We start from the raw sequence: 25,188 nt of genomic DNA on the forward strand, positions 1-25,188 counted from the left end.
AATGTGCTTCTTGTCATCAGAAAGTCAGATATGAAAATGGTTGGATGCATGCAGGTCCATAATGTTTTAACTGAAAGAATGAAGAAATATACAGGACATGTTGGCTACTCAGTGCGACCATCAGAAAGAAGAAAGGGATATGCAAAAAAGATGCTGGCTGAGGCATTAGATTTCCTTTCAAGTTTCGGATAAGCGGTCTTATACTTAAGTTTTTATAGACGATGGCAAATAGGAGTTTGTGATATAGATATGAGTATACGTTTAATGACAATTGATGATTATAAAAAAGTGTATAAGCTGTGGATGTCCTGTGCAGGGATGGGTTTAAATAATCTTGATGATTCAATAGAAGGCATAGAAAAATTCCTCAAAAGAAATCCTGATACTTGTTTTGTTGCAGAAGTAGATAACAATATTGTTGGTGTGATTATTGTTGGAAATGACGGTAGGAGAGGATATATTTATCATACAGCAGTAAATCCACAATATAGAAAGCGAGGCATCGCAAAGAGTCTTGTAGATACGGCTATGGAAGCATTACAGAAACATGGAATCAATAAGGCAGCGTTGGTTGTTTTCGATAGAAACGAAGTTGGAAATGACTTTTGGGAGAAAATGGGCTTTATCGTCCGTGATGATTTAGTATATCGAAACAAAGCTCTTGCTGAAATCATCAGAATAGACACATAAATTTAAATTTGTAATGGAGGATTCAATGGATATTTGGCAAAGAATGTATGAAAAAGCAAAGGAGCAATATCATCCGGAGGATGTATCGCCCTTTATATATGCGCATAATGTTGTGTGCGCAATTGAAGCTGATAATGGCGAGATTTATACGGGATTTTGTATTGAGAGCTGCAGCGGAGTAATGAATTTATGCGCTGATAGAGTAGCTGCTCTTAATATGTATGTAAATAGTGGGCAAACTAAAGTAAAAAGGTTTATTGCTTTTCGAGATAGTGCTCCAAATGGAGGTGGGAGCGGGATGCCTTGTGGAGCCTGTAGAGAATTCTATTATCAATTGGATGAAGCAAATGAAGACATGGAAATCATGGTTGACTACGAAAAAAGAGAAAGTATCACTTTAAAAGAGCTTATGCCAAATTGGTGGGGAAAAGAACGCTACGCTGAAGCAAAGAAAAACTAACAAATTCAAATTTTTCGGGGGAGGAATATCAATGAAAGTTGAAGATAATACAATCAGTGATTTTTTGATGGCGAGGAGGGAAATTAGATGAAGAGAAAAATATATATTTTATTGGCATGTATTACAATGGCTTTTATGTTAGGTGCATGTTCAGCTAAAACTGAAAAGCAGGATGAAGAAGTGGTAGAAACAAAGCAGGATGAAGAAGTAGTGCTATCTGAAAAGCAGAAAAAAATATTAAAAGAAGCTGGGCTTCCACAAAACTATGATGAGTTGGATGCTATGCAGCAAATAAATATTATAAACATTGGCTTAATGCTAGATTATATAGAAAATAAATATGATAAGGAATTTGAATTTTATAAATTTTATGCAGACTCAACCGGTTTTGAGGCTCCATCATTAGAAGTTTATCCTGTTGATGACAGTAAATGCATAGTAACCGTTAAAAGTGAAACTAAATCTGATTCAAAAAAAGTTACTTATACCGATGATTACCTAGAATTACAGTCGATGACCGAATATGAACAGGAAATAAGAAATTGTATAAAAGATAAGTTTCCAGAAACTGAATATGAGGTGTTTTCAACAATAAATATCCTAGAAGAAGGAGAAGGGGATGCATTATCCAGAGCATCAGCTACAACATACATATGCATGGTTGATCCTTTTGAAAAAGAAGAGGATGCTTTAAAAGCTGCAGAGGATGTAATTAGCTATATACAGGATAAAAATGGGAATAAACCTAATGGTGTTTATTATTATATGCAGACTGAAGAGCAGTTTAATCATACTTACGTCACATCTGCAAATGACGACTTCTCAGATGTTGAATACAAATATAGAATAACAACAAACAACAGCTATAGTAAAATAGAGGAAAAATAATTTTGTATGATTTGGATTAGTTGTAAAAATATTGAACTTTTCCAAGACTGGAAATCTAATCTTTTTCCAGACTTTTTTCTTGATTTGGGCAATTCGGCTAGTAACTTGGAGGTTTAGGATTACTGAAAGGAGCGGTTATGGAATATGTTTATGTAACAAAAGACAACCTCGAAGAGGAGCATATTTGCTGCGCAATATCAAATAATAAGGATGTTCAGGTTTCTTCTAAGAAGGCATGGCTTACGGAGAGGTTTGATGAAGGACTTGTTTTCCTAAAGAGCGTAGAGCGCGGAAAGTGCTTTATCGAATATATCCCGGCGGAAAATGCATGGATTCCGATAGAGGCAGATGGATATATGTACATTGACTGTCTCTGGGTGTCCGGGGCTTTCAAAGGACATGGATATTCTACTGATTTACTTACTGCCTGCATCGAGGATAGTAAGGGGAAGGGAAAAAAAGGGCTTTGTATTCTTTGCGCTTCAAAGAAGAAACCGTTTCTGGCTGATCCGAAGTTTCTGAAGTACAAAGGATTTGTCGTGAGCGATGAAGCTGATAATGGTATTCAGCTTTGGTATATGCCATTTGATAAAAATGCAAAAGCTCCGGTGTTTAAGGAATGTGCAAAACATCCGCATATAGAAGAGAAGGGATATGTTCTGTACTATACGAATCAGTGCCCGTTCAATGCAAAATATGTTCCGGTTTTGGAGCAGACGGCAAAAGAAAATGGTATTGCATTCAAGGCAATACATCTTGAAAGCAAAGAAGAAGCACAGAATGCACCGACACCAATCACGAATTATGCGTTATTCCATGATGGGGAGTATGTTACAAACGAGCAAATGAACGAGAAGAAATTCTTAAAACTTGCAGGAAAATAATAAAAAGGAGATAGTAAGAATTGGGAACTTTTGAGGTAAAAGAATGTAATGATACTGAAGTGGCAAAAGCATTATTCATTGAGTATTCTCAGATAAAAGGTGCCGAGGGGTGCTTTGTTTCTTTTGACAAAGAATTAGCTGATTTAAACAATTTTTACAAGGGTGGAGCAATTCTTGTTGGTTATGAAAATGGTAAACCTGCAGGCTGTATAGCGATAAAAAAAGTAGATGCCACGACCTGCGAAGGAAAACGACTGTTTATTAAACCAGAGTATCGTGGGAAAGGGTATGCAAGAGTTCTACTTAATTCCATGATAGAAAAATCGCGAATGCTTGGGTATGACCAACTGACATTTACTACTAAACCTGAAGTAATGAAAACAGCCTATGAATTATATAAGCGTATGGAGTTTGAGGAATTAGGCTGTGAAAACGGAACGGTATCTATGAGAATAGTATTATAGGACTTAATATTCAGTTGAAAGAAAGGTAAATGATGAAACTGAAAAATGTATTGATTGTAGTTAAAGATATAGAGAAGTCCAAACAGTTTTATCATGATTTGTTTGGAATTGTCGTTTACTTGAAGCATGTCAAAGCGAGGATTGGAGGGGTAAATCATGTTAGAAATATTAAAAGCGAGGTTTCAGGATAATAAGAATCTTCATATGGAACTGAGTTGGCTTGACGTGGAGAAACGTTTGCTTGAGCATCCGGAATCCATGGACGTTTTGAGAAGGATGGAGGAGAGCGGTGGAGAACCGGATACCATCGGCTATGATGAAAAGACGGGAAAGCTAATTTTCTGCGACTGCGCAAAGGAGTCCCCTTCTGGTCGCAGAAGCCTGTGCTATGACGAAAAGGCATTACAGGGGCGTACTAAAAACCCGCCGTCAGGCAGCGCCGAATGGAAAGCAAAAGAAATCGGCGTTTTGATTATGACGGAGGAACTCTATCGCCGACTGCAAAGTCTCGGGGAATTTGATTTGAAAACGTCAAGTTGGATTGCTACGCCGGATGATATTCGCGACAAGGGCGGTGCATTGTTCTGTGAACGACGTTACGGAACGGTTTTCACATTTCATAACGGAGCGGAATCGTACTATTCTGTGCGCGGGTTCAGAGGTTATACGCTTATATGATGACTCAGGGGGAGGACAGTATGACAAGCAAACTATTATTACAGGCAATTGGAAAATATGTGTTGGGATTACTGCTGTTTGGAGTGCTTCTTTTTGTCCCGGCAGGGACGGTATTCTATCCAAACGGATGGCTGCTGATGGCTGTTTTGTTTATTCCAATGCTCATTGCGGGAATCATCTTGATATTCAAGAATCCGAGTCTTTTGAAAAAGCGTCTGAATGCCAAAGAAAAGGAAAAAGAGCAGAAGTCTGTTGTGGTTTGTAGTGGTGTGATGTTTTTGGCGGCGTTTATTGTTGCTGGGCTTAACTTCCGGTTTCAGTGGCTTTTGCTCCCGAACGTAGCTGTTATTGTCGGGACGGTGCTTTTTTTATTGGCATATGCCATGTATGCGGAGGTCCTAAGGGAGAATACATACCTTTCCCGAACGGTCGAAGTACAGGAAAATCAAAAAGTAATTGATACCGGATTATACGGCATTGTTCGTCACCCAATGTATTCAGCAACGCTTGTTCTGTTCCTCTCAATGGGAATTATCCTTGGTTCGCTGTTTTCTTTTGGAATTCTACTGTTCTATATTCCGATTATTGCAAAGCGAATGAAGAATGAGGAAGCAGTTCTTGAGGAGGGCCTTGAGGGATACAAAGAGTACAAAACAAAAGTGAAATACAAAGTAATACCGTATATTTGGTAATGATCCAAAATAAAGGAAAGAAAAGGAAGAAAGATGAAAAAAGCAGCAAAAATCATAGGAATAATCTTAGCCGTGTTGGTAGCAATCCCCCTTGTATTGCTCCTAATTGTTAGCATTCGCACTGCACTAACGCAGGATGACTATTCGGCGGTGTATACGGATCCGAAGTATCAGAATCCGGTAAAAGTAGCTGACGTGGAAGTGATTCAGCAACACATTTCTTGTGGGTATGCTGTCATTGAGATGTTCTCTGCATGGAATGGGGGAAATGTGACAGAGGATAGTCTCTTCGATGAATATGGAACAGTTGTGACTTCCTCCGGCAAAAATTTTTGCAAGGAGATGAACAAGCAGTTCCCGGAATATACCACGACCATGCATAAGTACGTGAAGAATACCGAGTTTATCGATATCATGTATGAAACTTTAGAATCCGGCAAGCCGGTTCCATTTGAATGGGCGGCGATGTATGGGGATGAATGGACGCTGCATTATTCCCTGATTGTAGGCGCTGACATTCCAAATGATACGATTACGGTTGCAAATCCCTATGGCTATTACGAAGAGCTGACGCTGGAAGAATTATTGGAGCGCACCAGCTTCCGGGCGTATGAACATATGCCATTATTCATGCGAATGGGATTTGCAATTGGATTGTTTGAGAAGAACACACTCTATTCCGTGGAATAATGACTCTTTTGGTGCTCTTTTTTAAATTGTAACATAAAATACGTTACAAATTAAAAAAGGTTATTCGATTAAATCAAGATGAAATTGTAAAACTTTATGTTGAACCGCATTTTCAAGGAGAAAAGATAGGAAGTAAATTATTAAGTTTTGCAACCTCAGACAAAGGAGCAAAATGGCTTTGGGTTCTAGAACAAAATGAGCGAGGCATTAAGTTTTATAAGAAGAATGGATTTGATTTTACTGGGGAGAGGATGATAGAGGACGACTGGATTACATTAAAGAAAATGTCAATTAATTAACTTTAGATTAAATGAGACAAATTCCAGTTTGTCGATTTCTTTCAAACTTTAATAATAAATGTTACATAGAGCAGTTATCAGAAGATAGCTGCTCTTCTTTATTTCGCAAAAATTTAACTCAGTCGGGGTACAAGCTCCGACTGAGTTAAACGCTCCGCGAGGATGCGCACGGATTCGGACAGGAATTTGTCTGCTGAAGCAGACCCGAATCCGGCGCGCAAGACTCGCGAGCGAGTCTTGACATATTGTTGATTTGCGAAATTCGCAGATGAAATTAAAATATGATTTGTCTTGATTTTAGGCACTAAAGGTGCTATTTTTAAATTGTAACATAAAATACGTTACAATTTAAAAAGAGGTTTACATATGAAAGAATTTATAGAGAAGAGCATTGGGATGGAAGTAGATATTAAAGACATAGACTATAATAAAAGACTTCCAATGATCTATTCTTCATTATATGATTTCAAGATTGCGAGTATGCATAATATAGAGTGGCTAATAGCAATTCCAAAAGAAAAAATCAATTTGGCTCAATTACGAAAGAACCATAGGCAAATTGAAAAGCTTTTGGATATGCGTTGTGCTTTGTATATAAAGAATACCAGCACTTACTCTAAGAATGCAATGATAGCAGATGGAATTCCTTTTATTGTAGAAGATAAGGAAATATATCTTCCATTTTTAGGTATCCTTCTTAATTCTGCTCGTGAAAGAACTATAAAGCCAGTTCAAAGAATATCATTTTTAACTCAAAAAATGATTCTTACAGCAATCTATGAAAAATGGAATGGAATTACTGTTACAAAAGCAGCAGAACAGCTAGACATCACAAAAATGTCTGCCTCTAGGTGTTTTGACGAGATAGATTTTTTTGATATACCAATTCTTGGAACCAAGGGCAAGTCACGTGTCATCAATGTATCGGATGATATAAAGGAACTGTGGAATAGTATTGAAGTTTATATGAGAAATCCTGTGATTAATATCTTTTATATTAATGATAATCTGAATCTTCCTGTCTTTGGTGGAATGTCAGCGCTTGCTGAATATTCGATGATATCTGATAATAAATATCCGACTTATGTCGTGGCAAAGAAAGATATAAAAGATTTGGCACTGAAGGATAGGTTAGTTGATATAAAAAAAGACGAACCTGGCTGTATTATACAGGAAGTGGGTTACGTGGTTTCTTTCGGTAAAGGTGATGCTATTGATCCACTGTCACTGTTATTATCATTGTCAGATAATGAAAAAGCGGATGAAAGAATTGAGATTTCTATAAGAGAAATGTTGGAGGAATATGTATGGTAGCAGGGTTGCTAAAATTTAAAGAGTATTTTAAAGACTACTCAGATAGTTATGTATTAATTGGTGGTGCCGCATGTGATATTTTATTTACAGAGAATGAGGCAGCTTTTCGAGCAACAAGAGATTTGGATATGGTGCTCATTGTAGAGACACTTACACCAGAGTTTGCCGGAATCTTTTGGAATTTTATTAAAGATGGTGATTATAGGCATATAAGTGGAAGTACGGGAAAGCCACAGTTCTATCGTTTTGATAAACCGCAGGTAGAAGGCTTTCCAAAAATGATAGAGTTATTTTCTCGAACAGATTTTGAGCTTAAAAGTCACATTGGTATAACACCACTTCATGTGAGTGATGATATTTCAAGCCTATCGGCCATTCTTTTGGATGATGATTATTATAAGGTCCTTTTGAATGGACGAGTGATAGAGAATGGATTTTCTGTTTTAAGACCAGAGTATTTGATTTTATTTAAGGCTAAGGCGTATTTGGACTTGAGTTCACGAAAAGCAAAAGGAGAAAAGGTGGACTCTGCGGATATTAAAAAGCATAAGAAAGATGTTTTGAGATTGGCGGTTGAGATGGTTTTGAATCCTGTATCGGATTTGCCAGAATCTGTTATGGAGGATATTCGCCATTTCATTAATAATCTTCGAGAAGATGAATTTGACCAGAATAGTTTAAAGACGTATAGAGTTACAAATGATCAGGTGGTGAGTCGCTTGATAAGTGTTTTCGAAGCTTAAGGCTCAATAAGTACGTATTTTTGGGATAATGAAATTTATAAATCGGAATTTGTGAAGGAGAAGAGAATGAGAATTGCATTAGCTCAGATGAAGATGTCATCTGTTATTCGGAGCAACTATGAAAAGTCGCTGCAATTTATCAGGCAGGCTGCGGAGAATAAAGCGGAACTAATTTGCTTTCCTGAGATTCAGTTATGTCCCTTTTTTCCTCAAAATCCTGACCGCGATGTGGAGCAATATGTTCTTACGGAAGATAGTCAATATGTGAAGGGAATAAGAGATGCATGCCGGGAAAACCACATATTTGCTTCCCCCAACTTTTATATTGAGGAAAAAGGGCATAGATACGATATGAGCCTTTTGATTGATGATCAGGGAGAAATCATCGGCAGACAGAAGATGGTTCATGTCGCTCAATGTGAAATGTTCTATGAGCAGAGCTATTACACTCCGTCTGAAGAAGGGTTTATGGTTTTTGATACGAAGTTAGGTAAAATCGGGATTGTTGTGTGCTTTGATCGCCATTATCCTGAGAGCATTCGTACGGAAGTTCTACGCGGTGCGGAGCTGATTATTGTCCCTACAGCAAATACTAAGTCAGAGCCTTCTGATGTGTTTCAATGGGAGATAAAGGTTCAAGCATTCCAAAACAGTGTCAATGTAGCAATGTGCAACAGAGTTGGAGTGGAAGGAAGCATGGAGTTCTCCGGCGAGTCGCTAGTTGCAGGTTTTGATGGCGAGACGATTGAAATGGCGGGAGATCAGGAAGAGTTAATGCTGGCAGAGGTGAATCTTTCCGGAGCAACCCTAAAACGTCACCAACGGCCATACACATCTCTTCGAAGAACGGATCTGTATGAGTGAAGATAATTGTAAATGACGACAATTCAAGTTTTTGGGGCTAAAGCCAATATAAATAATACTAGACAGATTTGTCCAATAGCGTAAATACGACATTTTCTCGCTTTGTGTCGTGTTATGTTTAGTAGAATAATATTACTCTGTCAATGAAAGGAGGAAACAGTATGGATCAGAAAAAGATTGGACGTTTTTTAAAAGAACTTAGGAAAGAAAAGGATATTACACAGGAACAGCTTGCCGAAAAGATAAAAGTTTCAGGACGAACGGTTTCTAGATGGGAAACAGGTTCTAATATGCCTGATATTAGTTTGTTGGCTGAATTGGCTGATTTTTATGATGTTAGTATACCTGAAATCATTGATGGAGAAAGGAAAAGCGAGAATATGAATGAAGAAGTAAAAGAAACAGTATTGAAATTATCTGATTATACAGAGACAATTAATCAGAAAATTAAAGGAAGGTTATTTGTACTTACGGTTATTGCAATAATAGGAATGATTGCGTTCGTGATTATTGAATTTACAGGATTAGATACACCTGGAACTGTCTATGAAAGAGTAGCAGGTGCAGGTCTTGGGTTAGATTGTGGTATATTAATAGTCCTTGCAGTGTATCTTTCTGGACTTTTAGGAAAGATTAAGACAAGACGAGAAATGAAATAGTATTATTTGAAACAAAGGATAAGGAGATAAAGCTTTCTGTTCCAGTGAATAAGGGAAACGTTTAGCTGCTTTGAACAAAACTGTTGAGATTCAATCAAAGATTATTACAAATTCATTAGATATCGAAGAAGCAGAAGTTCTTCGAGCAGCAAACCTTTATACAGACGCGCTTGTTCTCTTGGATCAATATAATCATCAGTCACTGAGTAAATGAATTTATTGAAGATGTTGGCAAATAATATTTCAGCATAACTGACTAATAATAATTACAACATGAGGAAGACATAATGACAGATAAAGAGTTATGGGCAGAATTCTGTTCAAAAAATAATATTGATATAAATACACCTTATGAAGCATGGGCCTTTGGAGGTGCCACAGAGGCTGATACGGATAGGCTTGCGGAACTTGTTTTGAAGGGAAAGAAATTTGGAACCGCGAGCTCCTATGACGAATATGTAATGGAGAATGCTCTGGATGAGATTCCCAAGCCAGGGGATTATAGCGTGATTTTGAACAGTAAAGATGAGGCTATTTGTGTAATTAGAGACTATGATGTATATGTGAGGGCATTTGGGGACGTACCACCATTTCATGCTTATGCAGAAGGTGAAGGCGACAGATCACTAAAATATTGGCGTGATGTTCACACAAGTTTTTTCAAGGATTGCCTTAATGAAACGGATAAGCCATTTACACAGGAATCACGTGTAGTATGTGAGAAGTTCAGCGTAGAATACATTCCGGGAAAAGATATTCCGGAAGATGAACTGCTTTTTGTTGAGCCTACTATGGCATTGGCAAATGAAATAGCGGCTTACAGGCAGGAAATGTTGGATTCAGAGTCTTCTTTTGATGGCTGTTTTTCCATGAAGAGGATGCCAGATATACAAGAATATGTTGATTATTGCATAGGCTGGGCAAATCCAAGACGAGAAGCGGGTGAGCATGGCGAATCGGGAAATGTGCTTCTTGTCATCAGAAAGTCAGATATGAAAATGGTTGGATGCATGCAGGTCCATAATGTTTTAACTGATAGAATGAAGAAATATACAGGACATGTAGGCTATTCAGTACGCCCATCAGAAAGAAGAAAGGGATATGCAAAAAAGATGCTGGCTAAGGCATTAGATTTCCTTTCAAGTTTCGGATTTGAAGAAGTTAACGTAAGTTGTTTTCCGGAAAATGAAGCAAGCAAAAAAACATCTTGGCAAATTGGTAATAGTTGTTATAGTTTTAAAAATACCTTATAATATAATAAAATATTGACTTAGTATAGGAGGAGCCAAAATGATATGTCCAAAATGTGGTAGTGAAAATTGCAATGTTATTAATGAAACATATACTTCTGGAAGTGATTTCAGTGCAAGTAAGGGATGTCTTGGTGCATTATTATTTGGACCTATAGGAATTCTTTGTGGAGCTTGTGGAGAAGGAAAGCAGACCCATAATGTAAATTATTGGGTATGTAATTCATGTGGTTATAAGTGGCGAAGATAATGAATAAGAAGGATGAAGTATGGATTAAGTTAATGCATATAGGTCATGTGCTAGGTTGCCATCAAATGGAATGCAGGAGTTTTTCAATTGCTGGATATCAATTTCCTTTATGTGCTCGATGCACTGGAGTTTTAATAGGTGAGTTACTTGGAATAGCATGTATTATAGGTGGATTTCGTATATCTTGGATTACAATTCTGATATTTATTGCTATTATGGGAATTGATTGGTTCATTCAGTATATTAGGTTACTTATGTCAAATAATTTTCGACGTGTTGTGACAGGTATATTTTGTGGATTTGCTGTGACATACGTTTATTTTTATTTGATAAGTGAAGTTATTAGATTAGTTCAGGCAATATTTTGACTTTTATAAAGCTGGTACTTCTAGTGAAAATTAGTTGTACTAGCTAAATTTTTATATAAAAAAGGAGCGGTTATGGAATATGTTTATGTAACAAAAGATAACCTCGAAGAGGAACATATTTGCTGCGCGATATCAAATAATAAGGATGTTCAGGTTTCTTCTAAGAAGGCATGGCTTTCGGAGAGGTTTGATGAAGGACTTGTTTTCCTAAAGAGCGTAGAGCGTGGAAAGTGCTTTATCGAATATATCCCGGCGGAAAACGCATGGATTCCGATAGAGGCAGATGGATATATGTATATTGACTGTCTCTGGGTGTCCGGGGCTTTCAAAGGACATGGATATTCTACTAATCTACTTAATGCCTGCATTGAGGATAGTAAGGAAAAGGGGAAAAAAGGGCTTTGTATTCTTTGCGCTTCAAAGAAAAAACCGTTTCTGGCTGATCCGAAGTTTCTGAAGTACAAAGGATTTGTCGTGAGCGATGAAGCTGATAATGGTATTCAGCTTTGGTATATGCCGTTCGATAAACATGCAAAAGCTCCGGTGTTTAAGGAATGTGCAAAACATCCGCATATAGAAGAGCAGGGATATGTTCTGTACTATACGAATCAGTGCCCATTCAATGCAAAATATGTCCCGGTTTTGGAGCAGACGGCAAAAGAAAATGGTATTGCATTCAAGGCAATACATCTTGAAAGCAAAGAAGAAGCACAGAATGCACCGACACCAATCACGAATTATGCGTTATTCCATGATGGGGAGTATGTTACAAACGAGCAAATGAACGATAAGAAATTCTTAAAACTTGCAGGAAAGTGTTAGTCGTTTATATTGGAAGTCAATTACAAAATTCAAGTTTGTAGGTTGCAAAATGGTCCCATGGGGACGGGGTTAGGGGGTTCAGAAAAGAAATATGTTGTATATAAAAAGTATATCAATCCCGAATGTAAATCCCTATAAGGATTTAGGGTTCCAAGGGTTTAACAATCGATTTTATTATATGGATACTGCTTGGGGCAGACATAGTTGCCCTATCGAAGAAGTAGAGTATGAAGCCTTTTTTGGACAACGCTATAAAAAGGACACGGAGATAGGCTATCTCGTGGATGAAACCTTGGCGAACATTCTATATAGATTAGGGCAAAGAGACTTCGATTTTATGCAAAAGTTATATTCGGATGCCAAGATGCACTTCGAAGACGGACAAGTTAAGTTCACCTATCTTCAGAAGTTTTCGAATCCGGATATACAAGGTTTTGACTACGTCTCTAAGACAGATTCTTTCCCTATCTCGGAAACCTATCACGCGTATATCAAGGGGTTACGGGAGTCGTATGAGAAGAGTCGTCAGCAGTAGTTGAAAGATGGTAAGGTTCTAAAGATGGACGAGTATAGCGAGGCAGGAGAGGAATATGAACTATCTCGTCAGTGGCTGGATGAGCATGGTTTGGAGCGAGTGAAGCAGTTTTGCCTAAATAAATATGGCAGGGACGCATTTTATCAAGCGGGAAAGCATAATCTGGAACTGGAGGATTTTTACCAGATGCAGTTTGCTATGTCGAAAAAGCTATGGATTTAACCCGGAAATGGCTGAATGATAAAACGGATGTATCTCAAAAGTTGTATAATCTTTTAGATGATGAAGAATGTAGTTTGACACTTTATCAGGAATCTGAAAAAGATGAGTGTGTGATTGAAGTATGGAATTGCATTATTGATAAGGATTATTTGGATTTCAAAGTCCACATTGTTAAGAGCAAATAAGGAAAGGATTAAATAAAAGGTTGTATTATGGGATTATTTGATAAGTTTAAGAAAACTGAAGAAAAGAAGACTTTGAAAACTCACAACTTGGGTGGATGTGTCATTACTAAATCTTTAGATGATGGTACTTCTAAATTAAAGTGGATTTTCAGAGAAGAGTCAGTTAATCCAGTCGATAATGGCTGGCGAGCTTTGGGTGATACAGACACCGAAGAGTATATAAATGTACCGGAGAATAATCTGGTTGTCGATTTTGATAGGCTCATTGAAATAGAGCCAGCAGTGTTGGCTATATATGATATGCCTGTTGGAACAGATATGGAGTTTGACTCACAAAGAAAAGTATTTATAGATTCAAATACGGGAAAGGAATACCGATAACTTCAGATTTGTAGAGGTAATAAAAATGAACTATAAGATAATTGATAAAGAAAAATACTATAGAAAAGGAGTGTTTCGCCACTTCTCGGAAGACTGTAAATGTTCGACTTCAATGACTGCAAGAATAGACGTTACTAAACTTGTTGCATGTTCTAAGAAAAATGGCACAAAGTTTTACATCAACTTTTTGTATATTCTTTCAAAGGTTTTGAATTCACGTGAAGATTACAGAATGGGATATCTTTGGCAGAGGGATGAATTGATTTGTTATGACGTGATAAATCCTACGCAGTATGTTTTTCATGAAGATACGGAAACCTGTACGCCGGTATATACAGAGTATTATGAGGAATATAAAAAGTTTTACACTTGTGCTTTAAATGATGTTGAGGAAGCGAAGAAGACTCGTGAATATGGTTTAGATATGGCAAATCATCCAAACTGGTTTGATGCATCTTATATATCATGGCTTTCATATGACTCGCTTAATATTGAATTGCCTGATGGACATTTATTCTTTTCTCCTATTATCAATTGGGGAAAATACAGAGAGGAAAACGGTAGACTAGTTATGCCTGTAACTGTTCGACTTAATCACGCAATTGCAGATGGATATTTGGTTGCTAATGTATTTCGTCTTTTGGAGAAGGAAATCAATTCTTTTGTTGAGTCATAATCGCACAAACTTATTTTACATATTTAGGCAATTTTAGTTTTTCTAAAACCCCGAAAAGGCAAGAATTTGTTGCCTTTTTGGGGCTTTTTTGTCTTCATTTAAAAGTTATCTTTATTTTCGCTATACAATTGTGGAAGGAAAGATGCTAAGTTAGTAAATTCCTTAATATTATGAGCATATAGATTCTTTGAAACAGATTCTGGAACGCTCACACCTTCAGGTAAAGCTTTTATAAGCTCGCCATCTTCAGTCATTTTTACGCCAATCCAAAATCGTGAACATAACATTACACCATCTTTGTATGGATACCATTTGTGAGTCATTGCAGCTGCACAATTTCCTTCTCCAATTGCACAGACCATAGAAGCACACTTTTCGCTGCCAATAAGAGATTCATCATATCCAAAATCTCTAGGCCTTTTGAAATTAAGTTTAAGATAATCTGGACCTGATCCCGTATCCTCAATAATGTAATGACTTACATCCCATGTCTTTTGATTTACTGGAACGTTTGGATCCAAAACATACTCAGCTTTATCAGCCCTTGCAAAATAGTGATCTTCTGGATCCCATATTTTATATCTTAAATCAGAACCTACACTATGCCAAGGAAACCACCAATCAAGCATTTCAGGTGTAACTCCAGGCATATATGTCTCATTACAAATGAATCCCACTCCATCTGACATTGTTCCATAGCCAATTTGACAATACTCGCGGTCATTACCGCTTAAATATGAGTTTTTTTCACTTAGTGGAACAATTGATTTTATTGAAGGTCTACCATTTAAAATATCTAATTTCTCTTGTGGAATTTCTGCCAAATCCTTTTCATAGTATTTAAAGTATGATAGCTTTCTTTCTTCCTTTGATACTGCTACTTTCATAATGTTATTACTCTTTCCTATTCTTATCTCAATTAGTTATTTAAAAATTTCTTTTTTAAGTACTGATGAATTCTTTCTGCAAATAAACCAACATACAAAACACCTACTATCATGGCGATGCCAATCTGTACTGCTAAAGAGCACATTTTACAAATATCTGCTGATGACATTAAAACCAATCCTATAGCCCATCCAGTTAGCAATGATGGTGAGAAGATAAATTTTTCAAATCTATCTGCAATTAATATAGCTAAACCACCTAATATAAATAATGTAATGAACATTTCTATATCTTCCTGAAAACATAAGAATTTCATTGTAAGTAGAGCAATACAAGCCCACAAGTCACCTATTAGAAATCCAATAATAATTCTTAATGCATCTTGCTCTTTATTACCATTTGTGGAATATACTCCTTAGAATAGTTAATGGTATAATAAAAAAAGAGAATGAGTTAAGTAATTGGAGGTGTTTTATGAGCAAGGTTACAATAGAAGAGATAGAAATGTTTTTAAAAGTTGCTCAATGCAAGAACTTTTCTAGAGTTTCAGAGGAATTGTTTATATCGCAGCCAACTGTTACTAAGTGGATTCAACATTTAGAGAAAGAGTTAGGTCTATCCTTATTTGAACGTAATAGTAAATCAGTTTGTTTGACCGAAGCGGGAGAATTTTTTTATTCTAGATTTTCGAAAATGGTTGAAGAATATCATGATACTACGAAGACTGCCATGCGATTATATGGAAATGAGCAAATTACAATTAGCATTGGTGCTTTACATGGATATGGTTATGATTTCGACTTAGCATCGATAATGAAATCATTCTCTGAAAAGCATCCAAACATTATGGTTAATTTTGAAATATATAATCTTAGCGAATTAAATAGAAAGTTGAACGATTTAGATTTTATTTTTACTAATAACTTAGAATTGGATTACATTAAAGATTATAACATTACAAATCTTGAGGACGTTGAATTATACCTTGCTATAAGCAAGGAACATATGCTTAGTGGAAAGCGAAGTGTTTCCATGACAGACATAGCTGAAGAGACCTTTTATGTTTTGTCAGAAGATAATTCTGCTTCCTCTAAGGATTACGCTTCCATGTTATTTCCAATTGCGGCCAAAAACAATAAGCTTATTCCAGTTTCAAATGTTCAAAGCCAAATGATGAATGTGGCTTGGAATAAAGGCGTGGCTCTTGTAAGTAAATCTTTAATCAGAGGATATGAAAAAGACATACATTTGGTGCATATAAAGGATCTTCCAATAGATTTTAAAAAAATAATAGCTTACAAGAAAAGAAAGCTTTCATCTGAAGAGAGTGCTCTTTTGAAGCATATAAAAAGTTATTACACATATAAATAGTTATTATAGAGCAGTAAAAACAGTATATCGAACTTATAAATCAACACTTTTTACAAAACGTGTCGGGGCCTGTACTCCCTAAATCAACACATTTTGCAAAAAGTGTTGTTCTTTTTGTAGGCTCATTTTTTTATAATGACTTCAAGCTCAAAACAGAGAGCAAGAAAACAGATTGAAAATAAGAAAGGAAAAGATATATGAGTCAAACAAATAAGATGTATTTAGTAACAGGAGCAGCAGGATTTCTTGGAAGCACAGTCTGCAGAAAGCTTGTTGATAGAAATGAAAAAGTAAGGGCATTTGTCCTTGAAGGTGATAAGTCAGCCGCATATCTTCCTAAAGAAGTAGAAATCGTATACGGAGATCTTTGTAATAAAGATGACTTGGAGAGATTCTTTGAGACGCCTGAAAGTACAGAGGCAATTGTGCTCCACATAGCAAGTATCGTAACAGTTAACCCTGATTACAGCCAGAAGGTTATGGATGTGAACGTCGGAGGAACAGAAAATATCATAGAGATGTGCAGAAAGCACAATGTATCAAAACTTGTCTACTGTTCATCAACAGGCGCAATACCTGAGGAAGAAAAAGGAAGCATAAGAGAGTGTGAAGGGTCGATTCCACTTGACCCTGAGAGAATCAAAGGCTGCTATTCATTGTCAAAGGCTATGGCAACAAATGTGGTGCTCAAGGCTGCAAAGGAAGGGCTTAATGCATGTGTAGTTCACCCTTCAGGAATCCTTGGACCTGAGGACTTTGCAATGGGTGAGACCACAAAGACTTTAGTTGATATCATCAATGGTGAGATGCCTGCCGGAATTGACGGAAGCTTTAACCTTTGTGATGTAAGGGATTTGGCTGACGGACTCATTGGAGCAGCGGATAAAGGAAAAAGCGGAGAGTGCTACATTCTTGGAAATGAGCCTGTCAGCTTTAAGGATTTTACAAAGCTTGTTTCAGAGGAGAGCGGATGTAAACAGATGAAGTTCTTTTTACCGATATCAGCAGCAAACTTCATTGCAAAGATACTTGAGAAAAAAGCCAAAAAGACAGGAGATAAGCCGCTTATGACAACCTTCTCCGTTTACAACCTTGCAAGAAATAATCGCTTTGATTCAAGTAAAGCAAAAAAGGAACTTGGTTATACTACAAGATCTTACAGAGAGACCATACGTGACGAGATCAGATGGCTCAAAGAAACTGGAAAAATAGCATAATTTTTAATATGCTTTTGAAATTTCGAAACTTTGAAACTTTGAAACTTGCTAAAGCGATAATAGGAGAATTATAATTATGGAAAATAAGAATGTAGAAACAATACTTAAGAATGGTGACAAGGCTTTGTCTGGAATGCCTTATTTATATAGATCCAAGGGCCTTCCAAGTGAGGTTTATGATGTTAGGATGAGGGAAGACATAAATGGTGAACTTCTGGAACTGGCAATAGCAGACACTCTCATCAGATATCCTTACTTTGGTGTCAAATTCATAGAAAAAGATGGAGATTTCTATGCGGTAAGGAATGAAATGAAGCTTGAAGCACATCACAAAGATGGATTTATCCCACTGGGTGGACATAGTAACAATTATCATCTCATCTGAACTATCGGTAGCCGAACTTACTGATCCATGTGAAAAGAAGTACGAGCTAAATGGAAAAAGCATGAAGATTGAAGGCCTGTCTGGCAAGGGATATAAGCTTCCTGAAACAAAGAATAAAGATGATCATAGACGTTATGAGATCAGTTTTTCACAGAAGCAGTTTATGGATGCCTGCAAGAGCATTGGCGCATCTCCGATCACATATCTGAGCATATTGATGAGTAGAGGGATAAAAGAGATTTCTTTAGACTGTGATAAGACTATAGTAAGCAATTTCCCTATGGACGCAAGACATATATTAGCTTGTGATGATACCTTCAAAAACTGTGTTAAGAGTATGACTCTGCCTTACGGAAAAGAAGAGGAGAACCTTTCAGACAGTGAATTAGCTGCGAAATATAAAAAGCTTCTCAATGCCCAGAAAGAGCATGATTACTGTGCAAAGGAATTTAACAATATTAATATGCTTTTGAGTGTCATAGGACATTTTCATTCATTTGCAGGAAGACAGAAACTACTTGGATTCATGGAAAATCTTGCGCTGGACACTTATCTTATAAGTTACATAGGTCAGTTTGATATGCCGAGTGAACTTGTGGATGAGGTACATTTGTATTCAAACTGTTCAAGCGGTCTTGTGCTCAATATGACATGTCAGAGTGGAAAATTTATCATTGATCTGACACAGGATTTTTCGACTGATAAATATGTAAATGCACTTAAGAAGCAGTTTGAAAATGCAGGAATAGATTTAGTAGTATCTGATGAAATCATATTTGAAACACCATTTGATGAACTCTCAGAAATCATAACATCACCGGCAGACACTGGGGAACTGGTAAGAGACTGGTTTGATAAGTTTGTTGCTGCTGCAAAGGCCTCATCGCAGGCTGCAAAGGAACGTGCAGAAGCGGCCAGAAATATGAGCCCTCAGATTACTGCGCTATATTATGATGTTGCATCAGGCACAATGAAGAGCTTTGATCCAACCAAGAATACTAAAGAAGAGATGCAGAAACTAGTGGAAAATGCTTCCTCATTGTTGATTTCGTAAATTTTCAATAAAAAATAAGGAGGATAGATAAATGAGCGATGTATGTGTAGTAACAGGTGGTGGCAGTGGTATGGGGCTTTCAGCAGCTCTTCAGATGCCAAAGGATAAGATAATAATTGTATCAGGAAGGACTATCTCCAAGCTTGAAAAGGCTGTGGAACAGTTAAAGGAAGGTGGGCATGAAGCATATGCCTGCACATGTGATACGTCAGACCGGGAAAGCGTAAAAAAGCTGGTGGAGTTTGCAGCTTCAAAAGGAACTATCAGAAATGTTATCAATGCAGCGGGAATGTCGCCGAACATGGCAAAGCCTGAACTGCTTCTTAGAGTTAATGCGCTTGGTACAGTTTATATCAATCAGGAATTTTCAAAAGTGATGCCAAGGGGCAGTGTTATAGTGGATATATCCTCAAATTCTGCATATGCATTACCGAAGATTCTCCTAAATAAAAAGACCTTTGCCCTTGCTGAAACAGATGAAGCTAAATTTTTAGCAAAATGTATCAAAACAAGTAACCTTGCCAAAACGGATTATCAGAAGTCAGGCTTTGCTTATGCTCTTTCCAAGAGCTTCGTTGTCTGGTATGCACAGAAGTGTGCTTTTGAGTATGGGCAGAAAGGAATCCGTGTGTGCTCTTTAAGTCCAGGACTTATTGCGACTGACATGGGCAAACTTGAAGAAAAGGAAGGTGCCAGCATGCTTGAATATGCAGCCGAAAAAAGGATGGGTACTCCGGATGAGCTTGGATTTGCAATTGCTACTGTAGCAGATGAAAGGAACGGATATCTTGCTGGTGTAGATGTGCTTGTTGATGGAGGCAGTACAAACGGAAAGAGATTTAGGAAATAATAACAAAGATGATTTAACTTCTGGTCCAATGGACCAGAAGTTATTTTTGATTGACAAATATAGCGAGATTTCCGGACAGGAGCATATTTCGAAATTAAAAGAATATGATTGATATGTTTTATAAAAAATTGTAAATTCCATTAAATTGTTCTAGAATTATTTTAGGCGCTGGTTTGAGTTAGAACCAGGTAGAAAGGTATTTTGAAGAGGTTTTTTAAATGAAAAATATAGAACGAAGAGACAAAGAAATTGCTTATATTTGCGATGATGTTTTAATGGCAGAACAGAAAAAATGTAGAAAGATATTGCAAAAACTCAACTTCATGGATAGAAGTGATTTTGATGGAATCCGTGAGGTTGTAGCAGAACTTTTGCCGGAATCCGAAGGCGCTTTTATAAATCCGCCATTTTATTGTGATTATGGAAATAATATTAAAGTGGGAAAGAATTTTTTTGCCAACTATAATTGCACAATTATAGATGTTGCAAATGTTACTATCGGAGATAACTGCCAGATGGCACCTAATGTAGCTATATATACGGCAGGTCATCCCATATATCCAAGCACTCGCAATTCTGCTTATGAATACGGAAAAGCAATATCCATAGGTGATAATGTATGGATTGGTGGCAACACAGTAATCTGCCCGGGAGTTAATATCGGAGATAATGTTGTAATAGGGGCAGGCAGTGTTGTTACAAGAGATATTCCGGCCTGGAGTATTGCGGTAGGTAATCCATGCAGGGTAAAGAGAACGATTACTGAGGACGACAGGAAAAAGCTTTTTAAAGATGAGATGATAGATGATGAAGCCTGGAATGACATCGTGGAGCGAGGCTTTGCAGAATAAAAAGGATCGCATTTGAGAAATTAGTATAGAAAGAGGAGTTGAAGGTGAAATTATGGAAGAATTAAGAGTAGATATGAGAGAACGCACACCTGAGGAACAGGCAATATATGACAGGCAGGCACAGTTGATGTTCAAGCTGAATCATACCATGCCACGTACAGAGGAATATATGGGTGTGCTTAAAGAGTTATTCGAAGACAGAATTGGTGAAGGCTCATATGTTGCAGCACCTCTTGGGGGAGCTGCCATGGAGAAGCTTGTCATAGGTAAGCATTGTTTTATCAACAGTAATCTTCTTGCTATGTCAAGAGGAGGCATTACTATCGGAGATAATGTGCAGATTGCTGGAAATGTGCAGCTTTTATCCAACAATCATGATTCCTATGACAGACAGATTCTTACCTGCAAGCCTATCGTAATTAAGGATGGGGCATGGATTGGCGCAGGGGCAACCATATTATCAGGAGTAACAATTGGTAAGTTCGCAATTGTAGGAGCTGCATCTGTAGTAACACATGATGTAGGAGACTATGAGGTTGTAGTAGGAAGTCCGGCAAGAGTGATCAAGACATTGGATGCTGAGAAGTTTAAATAATATTGTAGTTAGATTTTGTTCACTAAGGGAAATAAATTTTTTGCAAAGTGAAATTTAGTTGAAAATGGAGGCAGGATGATGATTAATGAGAAGGTGAAGGCATTTCTTGATGAGAAGGCTCTAGGTGACAGACTTACAGAACATACAGAAACTATTGATACTGTGGAGCATGCGGCACAACAGATTGGATGTAGTGAGCCAGAGATTGCAAAGACATTGTCTTTTGTGGTGGATGAAAAGCCAGTAGTTGTTGTCATGGCTGGAGATGGAAAGGTTAATAGTTCTAAGTTTAAATCATATTTTCATACAAAGCCACATATGATTCCACGCGATAAAGTTAAGGAAATTACAGGCTTCCAGCCTGGTGGCGTTTGCCCATTTGCGGTACCGGAAGATATTCCAATTTGGTTGGATGTTTCTATGAAGCGATTCGAATATGTTCATCCGGCAGGTGGTAATGAATTTACATCCGTAAAGCTAACGCCGGCTGAGTTAGAAAAGGCATCTGGCGCGGAAGGCTGGGTAGATATATGCAAAGGCTGGGGAGAAGATAATTAATAAAGAATTATAATGAGAGGTTATTATAATGTATTTAGTTTCTGCATATTTTGATGAAACAAGTAATAAAATCTTAGAGGATTATATAAAAAAAGTGGCGTTAGCTTCGGGTAATGATTTTTACATAGCTAACAAAGTGCCAGCACATCTAACTCTTTTAGCCCTTGAGGCAAGGACGGTGGAAGAGTTGATTCCAAATTTTGAGGAACTTACTTTGCAAGATAACACTAAACTTAAGTCTGGTGAGATTTCAATAGTTACGGTGGGGCAGCTTATGCCTCGTGTACTTTATCTTGCACCTTATATTAATGAGTATTTATTTGACTTGCAGGCACGTGTTTATGAGGCTTTTAAGGATTTGCCAGGAGTTAAGATAAGTAGCTATTATAAGCCTTATTCTTGGTTGCCGCATATTACTATTGGAAAAACTTTAATTAGTGAGCAAATGTTAAGGGGCGTTGAGGTTATGCAGGATTTTAGAAGTCTAAATGGAAAAATTGTAAAAATTGGACTTGAAAAGGTCAATCCTCATGAAGATGTTAGAAGTGTGAATTTGCTCGTATAAAAAATATATATACTATTGCAAACACTTGTTATAGATTATTATAAAAAAGGAGTATGAGAATGGTTAAGAAGATAGTTAGAGATCCATTGTTTTTACAACAGAAGTCAGAGCTGGCTACTGAGGCTGATACAGAGGTTATCGTAGATTTGATGGATACATTAAAAGCTAATTTAGATAGATGCGTTGGCATGGCTGCCAATATGATTGGAGTCAAAAAGCAAATTATAGTTGTTGCTGCTGGTCCTTTTATTTTTCCAATGGTCAATCCTGTAATTACAGCTAAGAGCGGAAGATATGAGACTATGGAGAGTTGCTTGTCTTTGGACGGGGAGAGACCATGCACTAGATATAGGGAGATTGAAGTGGATTATTTTGATCAGAATTTTAAACCTAAACACGGGAAATACACAGGCTTTACAGCTCAGATTATCCAGCATGAAATTCAGCATTTTAGCGGGGAATTGATTTAGAACATAATTCAGGATTGATTTTGCACAACTAGATAGTGTAAAATTAATTAGGAGGTGTTTATTATGTTTTTTGATGATGTAAAAAATAGACGTAGTGTAAGAAGTTTCAATGGTGAGGGTGTTAAAGAAGAGTTACTTAAGGATTTAGAGAACTATTCTAAAACAATTACAAATCCTTTCGATATTCCTGTGGAATTTCTTTTTCTTAATGCCAAGGAGTATGGTCTTTCTTCTCCTGTGATTACTGGTGAGAAGGAATACATTTTAACTAAGATTAAGGCGGTGAAAAATGCAGATTTAGCCTTTGGTTACAGCTTTCAAAATTTACTTATGTATGCTCAAAGCAAGGGACTTGGTACAGTTATGATTGGCGGAACTATGCCAAGGGAGAAGTTTGAGAAGGCAGCAGGAATTACTGATGGTGAGCTTATGCCATGCATTAGTCCTATTGGCGTGGTTTCGAAGAAGATGGGAGTGAAGGAAGTTTTGATGCGTAAGGGCATTAAGGCTGATACACGTTTTCCATTTACTAAGCTCTTTTTTGAAGAGGACTTTAATAAGGCCTTAGATGAGGACAGGGCTAAAGAACTTGGAATTTATGAGGCCCTTGAGGCAGTTCGCCTTGCTCCATCGGCAGTAAATAAGCAGCCTTGGAGAATTGTTGTGTCAGGAAATGTAGCGCATTTCTATGAGAAAAAGGATAAGGGCTATGATAATGGTAAATATGATCTTCAGAAAGTGGATTTAGGAATTGCTCTTTATAATTTTTCTAGGGGCTTAGAGGAATTAGGAAAGAAAGCAGAGATTAGGATATCTGATCCGGGACTTGAAATAGGGGCTAACACAGAATATATTGCAAGTTACGCTTGGAAGTAAATATTATTAAATTTATGTCTCTTTTACTTTTATAAAACCCCGAAATGACAAGAAAATTCTTGCCCTTTCGGGGCTTTTTGTGATTTGGATTAGTTATAAATTTATTGCAATTTATTATTAATTCCAAATTCGACTTAATAAAGTCTCAGACTTGAATTTTTCTGCTGCAAAAATTGTACTAGATTAGAAAGTTCTATAAAAAACTATTTAGTTTCAGTTTCGTCAGATAGATGATATAATTTATCTGACGAAAGGAGGCTATTATGAGAGATTTTTGTCAGCCTATAATTGAAGATAAAATTCGTAAATTTAATTATGGTCATGCGTTTACAGCTGCTGATTTTTTGGATTTTGCAAGTGTTGATGCTGCGAATAAGGCATTATCTAGATTAAATGAACTTGGAACAATTAGAAGAGTCATTAAAGGTGTTTATGAAAAAGCTGATCCATACGTGGACATTGACGACATTGCACCACCTGATCCGGTTGAAGTGGCTAAAGCCTTAGCTAGGAAATTTAGTTGGAGAATTGGCCTTTCCGATTCGAAGGCAGCAAGGTATGTTGGCGTTGGTGTAAAATATACAAACCATTGGACATTTATAAGTGATGGCCCCAATCGTAAATACGAAGTTGCACATTATGTGCTGCAATTTAAACATCGATCTAATAAGGTTTTTGAAGGCAAAAGTTTTGAAACTATAAGTTTGTATGAGGCTCTTAAATTTATTGGAGAAGATAATATAGACGAGAAAGTTCAGAATAGAATTAGCAATACATTTGATTTCGAAAAATCAGATGTTATCAAATGGCAGATTTTAAAAGAAGTAGATAATTTAGATGATTGGGTATCTACGAAAATAAAAGAAATTCTGATATAAAAAGTCAGGCATTAAGTTTTTTAGAAAGTTGGTGAACTAAAAATTAGAGTGGAATTACAGCAAATTAGGGAAATAGACATAAAAAAGGCATTAGAAATTTATAATTCTAATGCACATTTTCTAAAGAATCATCTTGGAACGAGTATGGTTACAGAGGATTTTCTTAGAAATGAATTAAAAGAAATGACGGAGCATGGTTTTACTAGTAATTTTGTGATGCTAGACGAGGAACCGGTTGCGATTATTGATTATATGCAAAGAAAAGATGGCTTCGTTTATCTATCAATGTTGATGCTTGAGGCAAGCAAACAGTCTATTGGATTGGGGCGAAGAATTTACGCTTTTTTTGAAAATCTAGTAGCTAAAGCCGGTGGCAAAACTATTAGAATAGATGTTGTGGATGATTATGAAGGAAATGTCCTGCCTTTTTGGGAGAAAATGGGATTTGTAAAAACACGACATGATAGATTGACTTGGGGCGAGAAGGAATCTGGTGTTTGCGTGATGGAAAAAGGTGTGTAATTTTGTTTTCGTCAGATAGATGATATAAATTATCTGACGAAAGCAAAATGATATATATATATTTGTAAATTACAAAAAAATAGATTGTATTTAA

The 25,188-nt window shown here is 36.9% G+C and carries 37 protein-coding genes and 2 pseudogenes; 37 read left to right on the plus strand and 2 right to left on the minus strand.

Annotated features, from left to right (window positions below):
- From G600_RS0102395 to G600_RS0102505, 24 genes and pseudogenes are all read left to right on the plus strand, one after another.
- Positions 1-192, plus strand: a 192-nt coding sequence (locus G600_RS0102395; protein WP_027430502.1) for a GNAT family N-acetyltransferase, incomplete at its 5' end; no start/stop codon positions are given.
- A gap of 72 nt (positions 193-264) precedes the next feature.
- Positions 265-690, plus strand: a complete 426-nt coding sequence (locus tag G600_RS0102400) for a GNAT family N-acetyltransferase (RefSeq protein ID WP_330361968.1) — start codon at positions 265-267, stop codon at positions 688-690.
- A 25-nt stretch (positions 691-715) separates the two neighbouring features.
- A complete protein-coding gene (locus G600_RS0102405; RefSeq protein WP_027430504.1) occupies positions 716-1,150 on the plus strand; it encodes a cytidine deaminase family protein in 435 nt (144 codons plus the stop codon).
- Positions 1,151-1,237: 87 nt separating this feature from the next.
- Entirely contained in the window at positions 1,238-2,038 is an 801-nt protein-coding gene (locus tag G600_RS0102410; protein WP_027430505.1) for a hypothetical protein, read from the plus strand.
- A gap of 137 nt (positions 2,039-2,175) precedes the next feature.
- The gene (locus G600_RS0102415; protein ID WP_027430506.1) at positions 2,176-2,922 is read left to right on the plus strand and encodes an N-acetyltransferase; all 747 of its coding nucleotides are present in this window, start codon (positions 2,176-2,178) and stop codon (positions 2,920-2,922) included.
- A gap of 20 nt (positions 2,923-2,942) precedes the next feature.
- The gene (locus tag G600_RS13535; RefSeq protein ID WP_051195326.1) at positions 2,943-3,386 is read left to right on the plus strand and encodes a GNAT family N-acetyltransferase; all 444 of its coding nucleotides are present in this window, start codon (positions 2,943-2,945) and stop codon (positions 3,384-3,386) included.
- Between the two features lie 32 nt (positions 3,387-3,418).
- A pseudogene (locus G600_RS16135) lies at positions 3,419-3,508 on the plus strand (VOC family protein); the annotation flags it as partial.
- 34 nt (positions 3,509-3,542) lie between these two features.
- Positions 3,543-4,064: a DUF4256 domain-containing protein gene (locus tag G600_RS0102430; RefSeq protein ID WP_027430507.1), complete on the plus strand. Its 522-nt coding sequence runs from the start codon at positions 3,543-3,545 to the stop codon at positions 4,062-4,064.
- Between the two features lie 20 nt (positions 4,065-4,084).
- Positions 4,085-4,756 carry a methyltransferase family protein gene (locus G600_RS0102435; RefSeq protein ID WP_027430508.1) on the plus strand — a complete coding sequence of 224 codons (672 nt, stop codon included), beginning with the start codon at positions 4,085-4,087 and terminating at the stop codon, positions 4,754-4,756.
- A 33-nt stretch (positions 4,757-4,789) separates the two neighbouring features.
- Positions 4,790-5,446, plus strand: a complete 657-nt coding sequence (locus G600_RS0102440) for a C39 family peptidase (RefSeq protein ID WP_027430509.1) — start codon at positions 4,790-4,792, stop codon at positions 5,444-5,446.
- Positions 5,447-5,529: 83 nt separating this feature from the next.
- Positions 5,530-5,745 (plus strand): GNAT family N-acetyltransferase, encoded by a 216-nt coding sequence (locus tag G600_RS16220; protein ID WP_408605547.1) that lies wholly within the window; start codon positions 5,530-5,532, stop codon positions 5,743-5,745.
- Positions 5,746-6,111: 366 nt separating this feature from the next.
- Positions 6,112-7,059, plus strand: coding sequence for a hypothetical protein (locus G600_RS0102445; RefSeq protein ID WP_027430510.1), 948 nt, complete (start codon positions 6,112-6,114; stop codon positions 7,057-7,059).
- The gene (locus tag G600_RS0102450) at positions 7,053-7,802 is read left to right on the plus strand and encodes a hypothetical protein (RefSeq protein WP_027430511.1); all 750 of its coding nucleotides are present in this window, start codon (positions 7,053-7,055) and stop codon (positions 7,800-7,802) included. The genes G600_RS0102445 and G600_RS0102450 overlap by 7 nt, the downstream gene beginning before the upstream one ends.
- A 66-nt stretch (positions 7,803-7,868) precedes the next feature.
- On the plus strand, positions 7,869-8,666 hold the full coding sequence (locus tag G600_RS0102455; protein WP_027430512.1) for a carbon-nitrogen hydrolase family protein: 798 nt from the start codon (positions 7,869-7,871) through the stop codon (positions 8,664-8,666).
- A 161-nt stretch (positions 8,667-8,827) separates the two neighbouring features.
- Complete coding sequence (locus G600_RS0102460) at positions 8,828-9,325, plus strand: helix-turn-helix domain-containing protein (RefSeq protein WP_027430513.1); 498 nt, start codon at positions 8,828-8,830, stop codon at positions 9,323-9,325.
- A 287-nt stretch (positions 9,326-9,612) separates the two neighbouring features.
- Positions 9,613-10,578, plus strand: a complete 966-nt coding sequence (locus G600_RS15370; RefSeq protein WP_081669385.1) for a GNAT family N-acetyltransferase — start codon at positions 9,613-9,615, stop codon at positions 10,576-10,578.
- 37 nt (positions 10,579-10,615) lie between these two features.
- Positions 10,616-10,825, plus strand: coding sequence for a hypothetical protein (locus tag G600_RS0102470; protein WP_027430514.1), 210 nt, complete (start codon positions 10,616-10,618; stop codon positions 10,823-10,825).
- Complete coding sequence (locus G600_RS13545) at positions 10,825-11,193, plus strand: DUF2085 domain-containing protein (protein ID WP_034245339.1); 369 nt, start codon at positions 10,825-10,827, stop codon at positions 11,191-11,193. Before G600_RS0102470 ends, G600_RS13545 begins: the two co-directional genes overlap by 1 nt.
- A 72-nt stretch (positions 11,194-11,265) precedes the next feature.
- Entirely contained in the window at positions 11,266-12,015 is a 750-nt protein-coding gene (locus tag G600_RS0102480) for an N-acetyltransferase (protein WP_027430515.1), read from the plus strand.
- A gap of 91 nt (positions 12,016-12,106) precedes the next feature.
- On the plus strand, positions 12,107-12,550 hold the full coding sequence (locus G600_RS0102485) for a hypothetical protein (RefSeq protein ID WP_027430516.1): 444 nt from the start codon (positions 12,107-12,109) through the stop codon (positions 12,548-12,550).
- 24 nt (positions 12,551-12,574) lie between these two features.
- Positions 12,575-12,772 (plus strand): hypothetical protein, encoded by a 198-nt coding sequence (locus G600_RS0102490; protein ID WP_155885925.1) that lies wholly within the window; start codon positions 12,575-12,577, stop codon positions 12,770-12,772.
- A complete protein-coding gene (locus G600_RS0102495) occupies positions 12,763-12,957 on the plus strand; it encodes a hypothetical protein (protein ID WP_027430518.1) in 195 nt (64 codons plus the stop codon). Before G600_RS0102490 ends, G600_RS0102495 begins: the two co-directional genes overlap by 10 nt.
- A gap of 27 nt (positions 12,958-12,984) precedes the next feature.
- Positions 12,985-13,338, plus strand: coding sequence for an immunity protein Imm33 domain-containing protein (locus G600_RS0102500; protein ID WP_051195327.1), 354 nt, complete (start codon positions 12,985-12,987; stop codon positions 13,336-13,338).
- 25 nt (positions 13,339-13,363) lie between these two features.
- Positions 13,364-14,014, plus strand: coding sequence for a CatA-like O-acetyltransferase, family 3 (locus G600_RS0102505; RefSeq protein ID WP_027430520.1), 651 nt, complete (start codon positions 13,364-13,366; stop codon positions 14,012-14,014).
- A 98-nt stretch (positions 14,015-14,112) separates the two neighbouring features.
- On the opposite strand, the gene G600_RS0102510 is transcribed toward G600_RS0102505, so the two are convergent.
- Positions 14,113-14,901, minus strand: coding sequence for a DAPG hydrolase family protein (locus G600_RS0102510; protein ID WP_027430521.1), 789 nt, complete (start codon positions 14,899-14,901; stop codon positions 14,113-14,115).
- Positions 14,902-14,933: 32 nt separating this feature from the next.
- Positions 14,934-15,302, minus strand: a pseudogene (locus G600_RS13550) (DUF1097 family protein); the annotation flags it as partial.
- Positions 15,303-15,376: 74 nt separating this feature from the next.
- Between G600_RS13550 and G600_RS0102520 the strand changes: the two are divergent.
- From G600_RS0102520 to G600_RS13560, 13 genes are all read left to right on the plus strand, one after another.
- A complete protein-coding gene (locus G600_RS0102520; protein ID WP_027430522.1) occupies positions 15,377-16,273 on the plus strand; it encodes a LysR family transcriptional regulator in 897 nt (298 codons plus the stop codon).
- A gap of 197 nt (positions 16,274-16,470) precedes the next feature.
- Positions 16,471-17,490, plus strand: a complete 1,020-nt coding sequence (locus G600_RS0102525; RefSeq protein ID WP_027430523.1) for an NAD-dependent epimerase/dehydratase family protein — start codon at positions 16,471-16,473, stop codon at positions 17,488-17,490.
- 76 nt (positions 17,491-17,566) lie between these two features.
- Positions 17,567-17,875 carry a hypothetical protein gene (locus tag G600_RS0102530; RefSeq protein WP_027430524.1) on the plus strand — a complete coding sequence of 103 codons (309 nt, stop codon included), beginning with the start codon at positions 17,567-17,569 and terminating at the stop codon, positions 17,873-17,875.
- Entirely contained in the window at positions 17,826-18,929 is a 1,104-nt protein-coding gene (locus tag G600_RS0102535; protein WP_155885926.1) for a hypothetical protein, read from the plus strand. Before G600_RS0102530 ends, G600_RS0102535 begins: the two co-directional genes overlap by 50 nt.
- A 31-nt stretch (positions 18,930-18,960) precedes the next feature.
- Positions 18,961-19,779, plus strand: a complete 819-nt coding sequence (locus tag G600_RS0102540) for an SDR family oxidoreductase (RefSeq protein ID WP_027430526.1) — start codon at positions 18,961-18,963, stop codon at positions 19,777-19,779.
- 218 nt (positions 19,780-19,997) lie between these two features.
- The gene (locus G600_RS0102545) at positions 19,998-20,630 is read left to right on the plus strand and encodes a sugar O-acetyltransferase (protein WP_027430527.1); all 633 of its coding nucleotides are present in this window, start codon (positions 19,998-20,000) and stop codon (positions 20,628-20,630) included.
- Positions 20,631-20,682: 52 nt separating this feature from the next.
- Positions 20,683-21,225 carry a DapH/DapD/GlmU-related protein gene (locus G600_RS0102550; RefSeq protein ID WP_027430528.1) on the plus strand — a complete coding sequence of 181 codons (543 nt, stop codon included), beginning with the start codon at positions 20,683-20,685 and terminating at the stop codon, positions 21,223-21,225.
- 78 nt (positions 21,226-21,303) lie between these two features.
- Positions 21,304-21,783 carry a YbaK/EbsC family protein gene (locus G600_RS0102555; protein WP_027430529.1) on the plus strand — a complete coding sequence of 160 codons (480 nt, stop codon included), beginning with the start codon at positions 21,304-21,306 and terminating at the stop codon, positions 21,781-21,783.
- A 28-nt stretch (positions 21,784-21,811) separates the two neighbouring features.
- The gene (locus tag G600_RS0102560; RefSeq protein WP_027430530.1) at positions 21,812-22,348 is read left to right on the plus strand and encodes a 2'-5' RNA ligase family protein; all 537 of its coding nucleotides are present in this window, start codon (positions 21,812-21,814) and stop codon (positions 22,346-22,348) included.
- Between the two features lie 59 nt (positions 22,349-22,407).
- Positions 22,408-22,818 carry a peptide deformylase gene (locus G600_RS0102565; RefSeq protein WP_027430531.1) on the plus strand — a complete coding sequence of 137 codons (411 nt, stop codon included), beginning with the start codon at positions 22,408-22,410 and terminating at the stop codon, positions 22,816-22,818.
- A 63-nt stretch (positions 22,819-22,881) separates the two neighbouring features.
- Complete coding sequence (locus G600_RS0102570; protein WP_027430532.1) at positions 22,882-23,694, plus strand: nitroreductase family protein; 813 nt, start codon at positions 22,882-22,884, stop codon at positions 23,692-23,694.
- Between the two features lie 263 nt (positions 23,695-23,957).
- The gene (locus G600_RS14905) at positions 23,958-24,572 is read left to right on the plus strand and encodes a DUF6088 family protein (protein WP_051195329.1); all 615 of its coding nucleotides are present in this window, start codon (positions 23,958-23,960) and stop codon (positions 24,570-24,572) included.
- 48 nt (positions 24,573-24,620) lie between these two features.
- Complete coding sequence (locus G600_RS13560; RefSeq protein ID WP_051195330.1) at positions 24,621-25,094, plus strand: GNAT family N-acetyltransferase; 474 nt, start codon at positions 24,621-24,623, stop codon at positions 25,092-25,094.
- The last annotated feature ends 94 nt before the right edge of the window (positions 25,095-25,188 follow it).

Origin of the sequence: Lachnospira multipara ATCC 19207 (genome assembly GCF_000424105.1) — a bacterium.
Taxonomy (GTDB): domain Bacteria; phylum Bacillota; class Clostridia; order Lachnospirales; family Lachnospiraceae; genus Lachnospira; species Lachnospira multipara.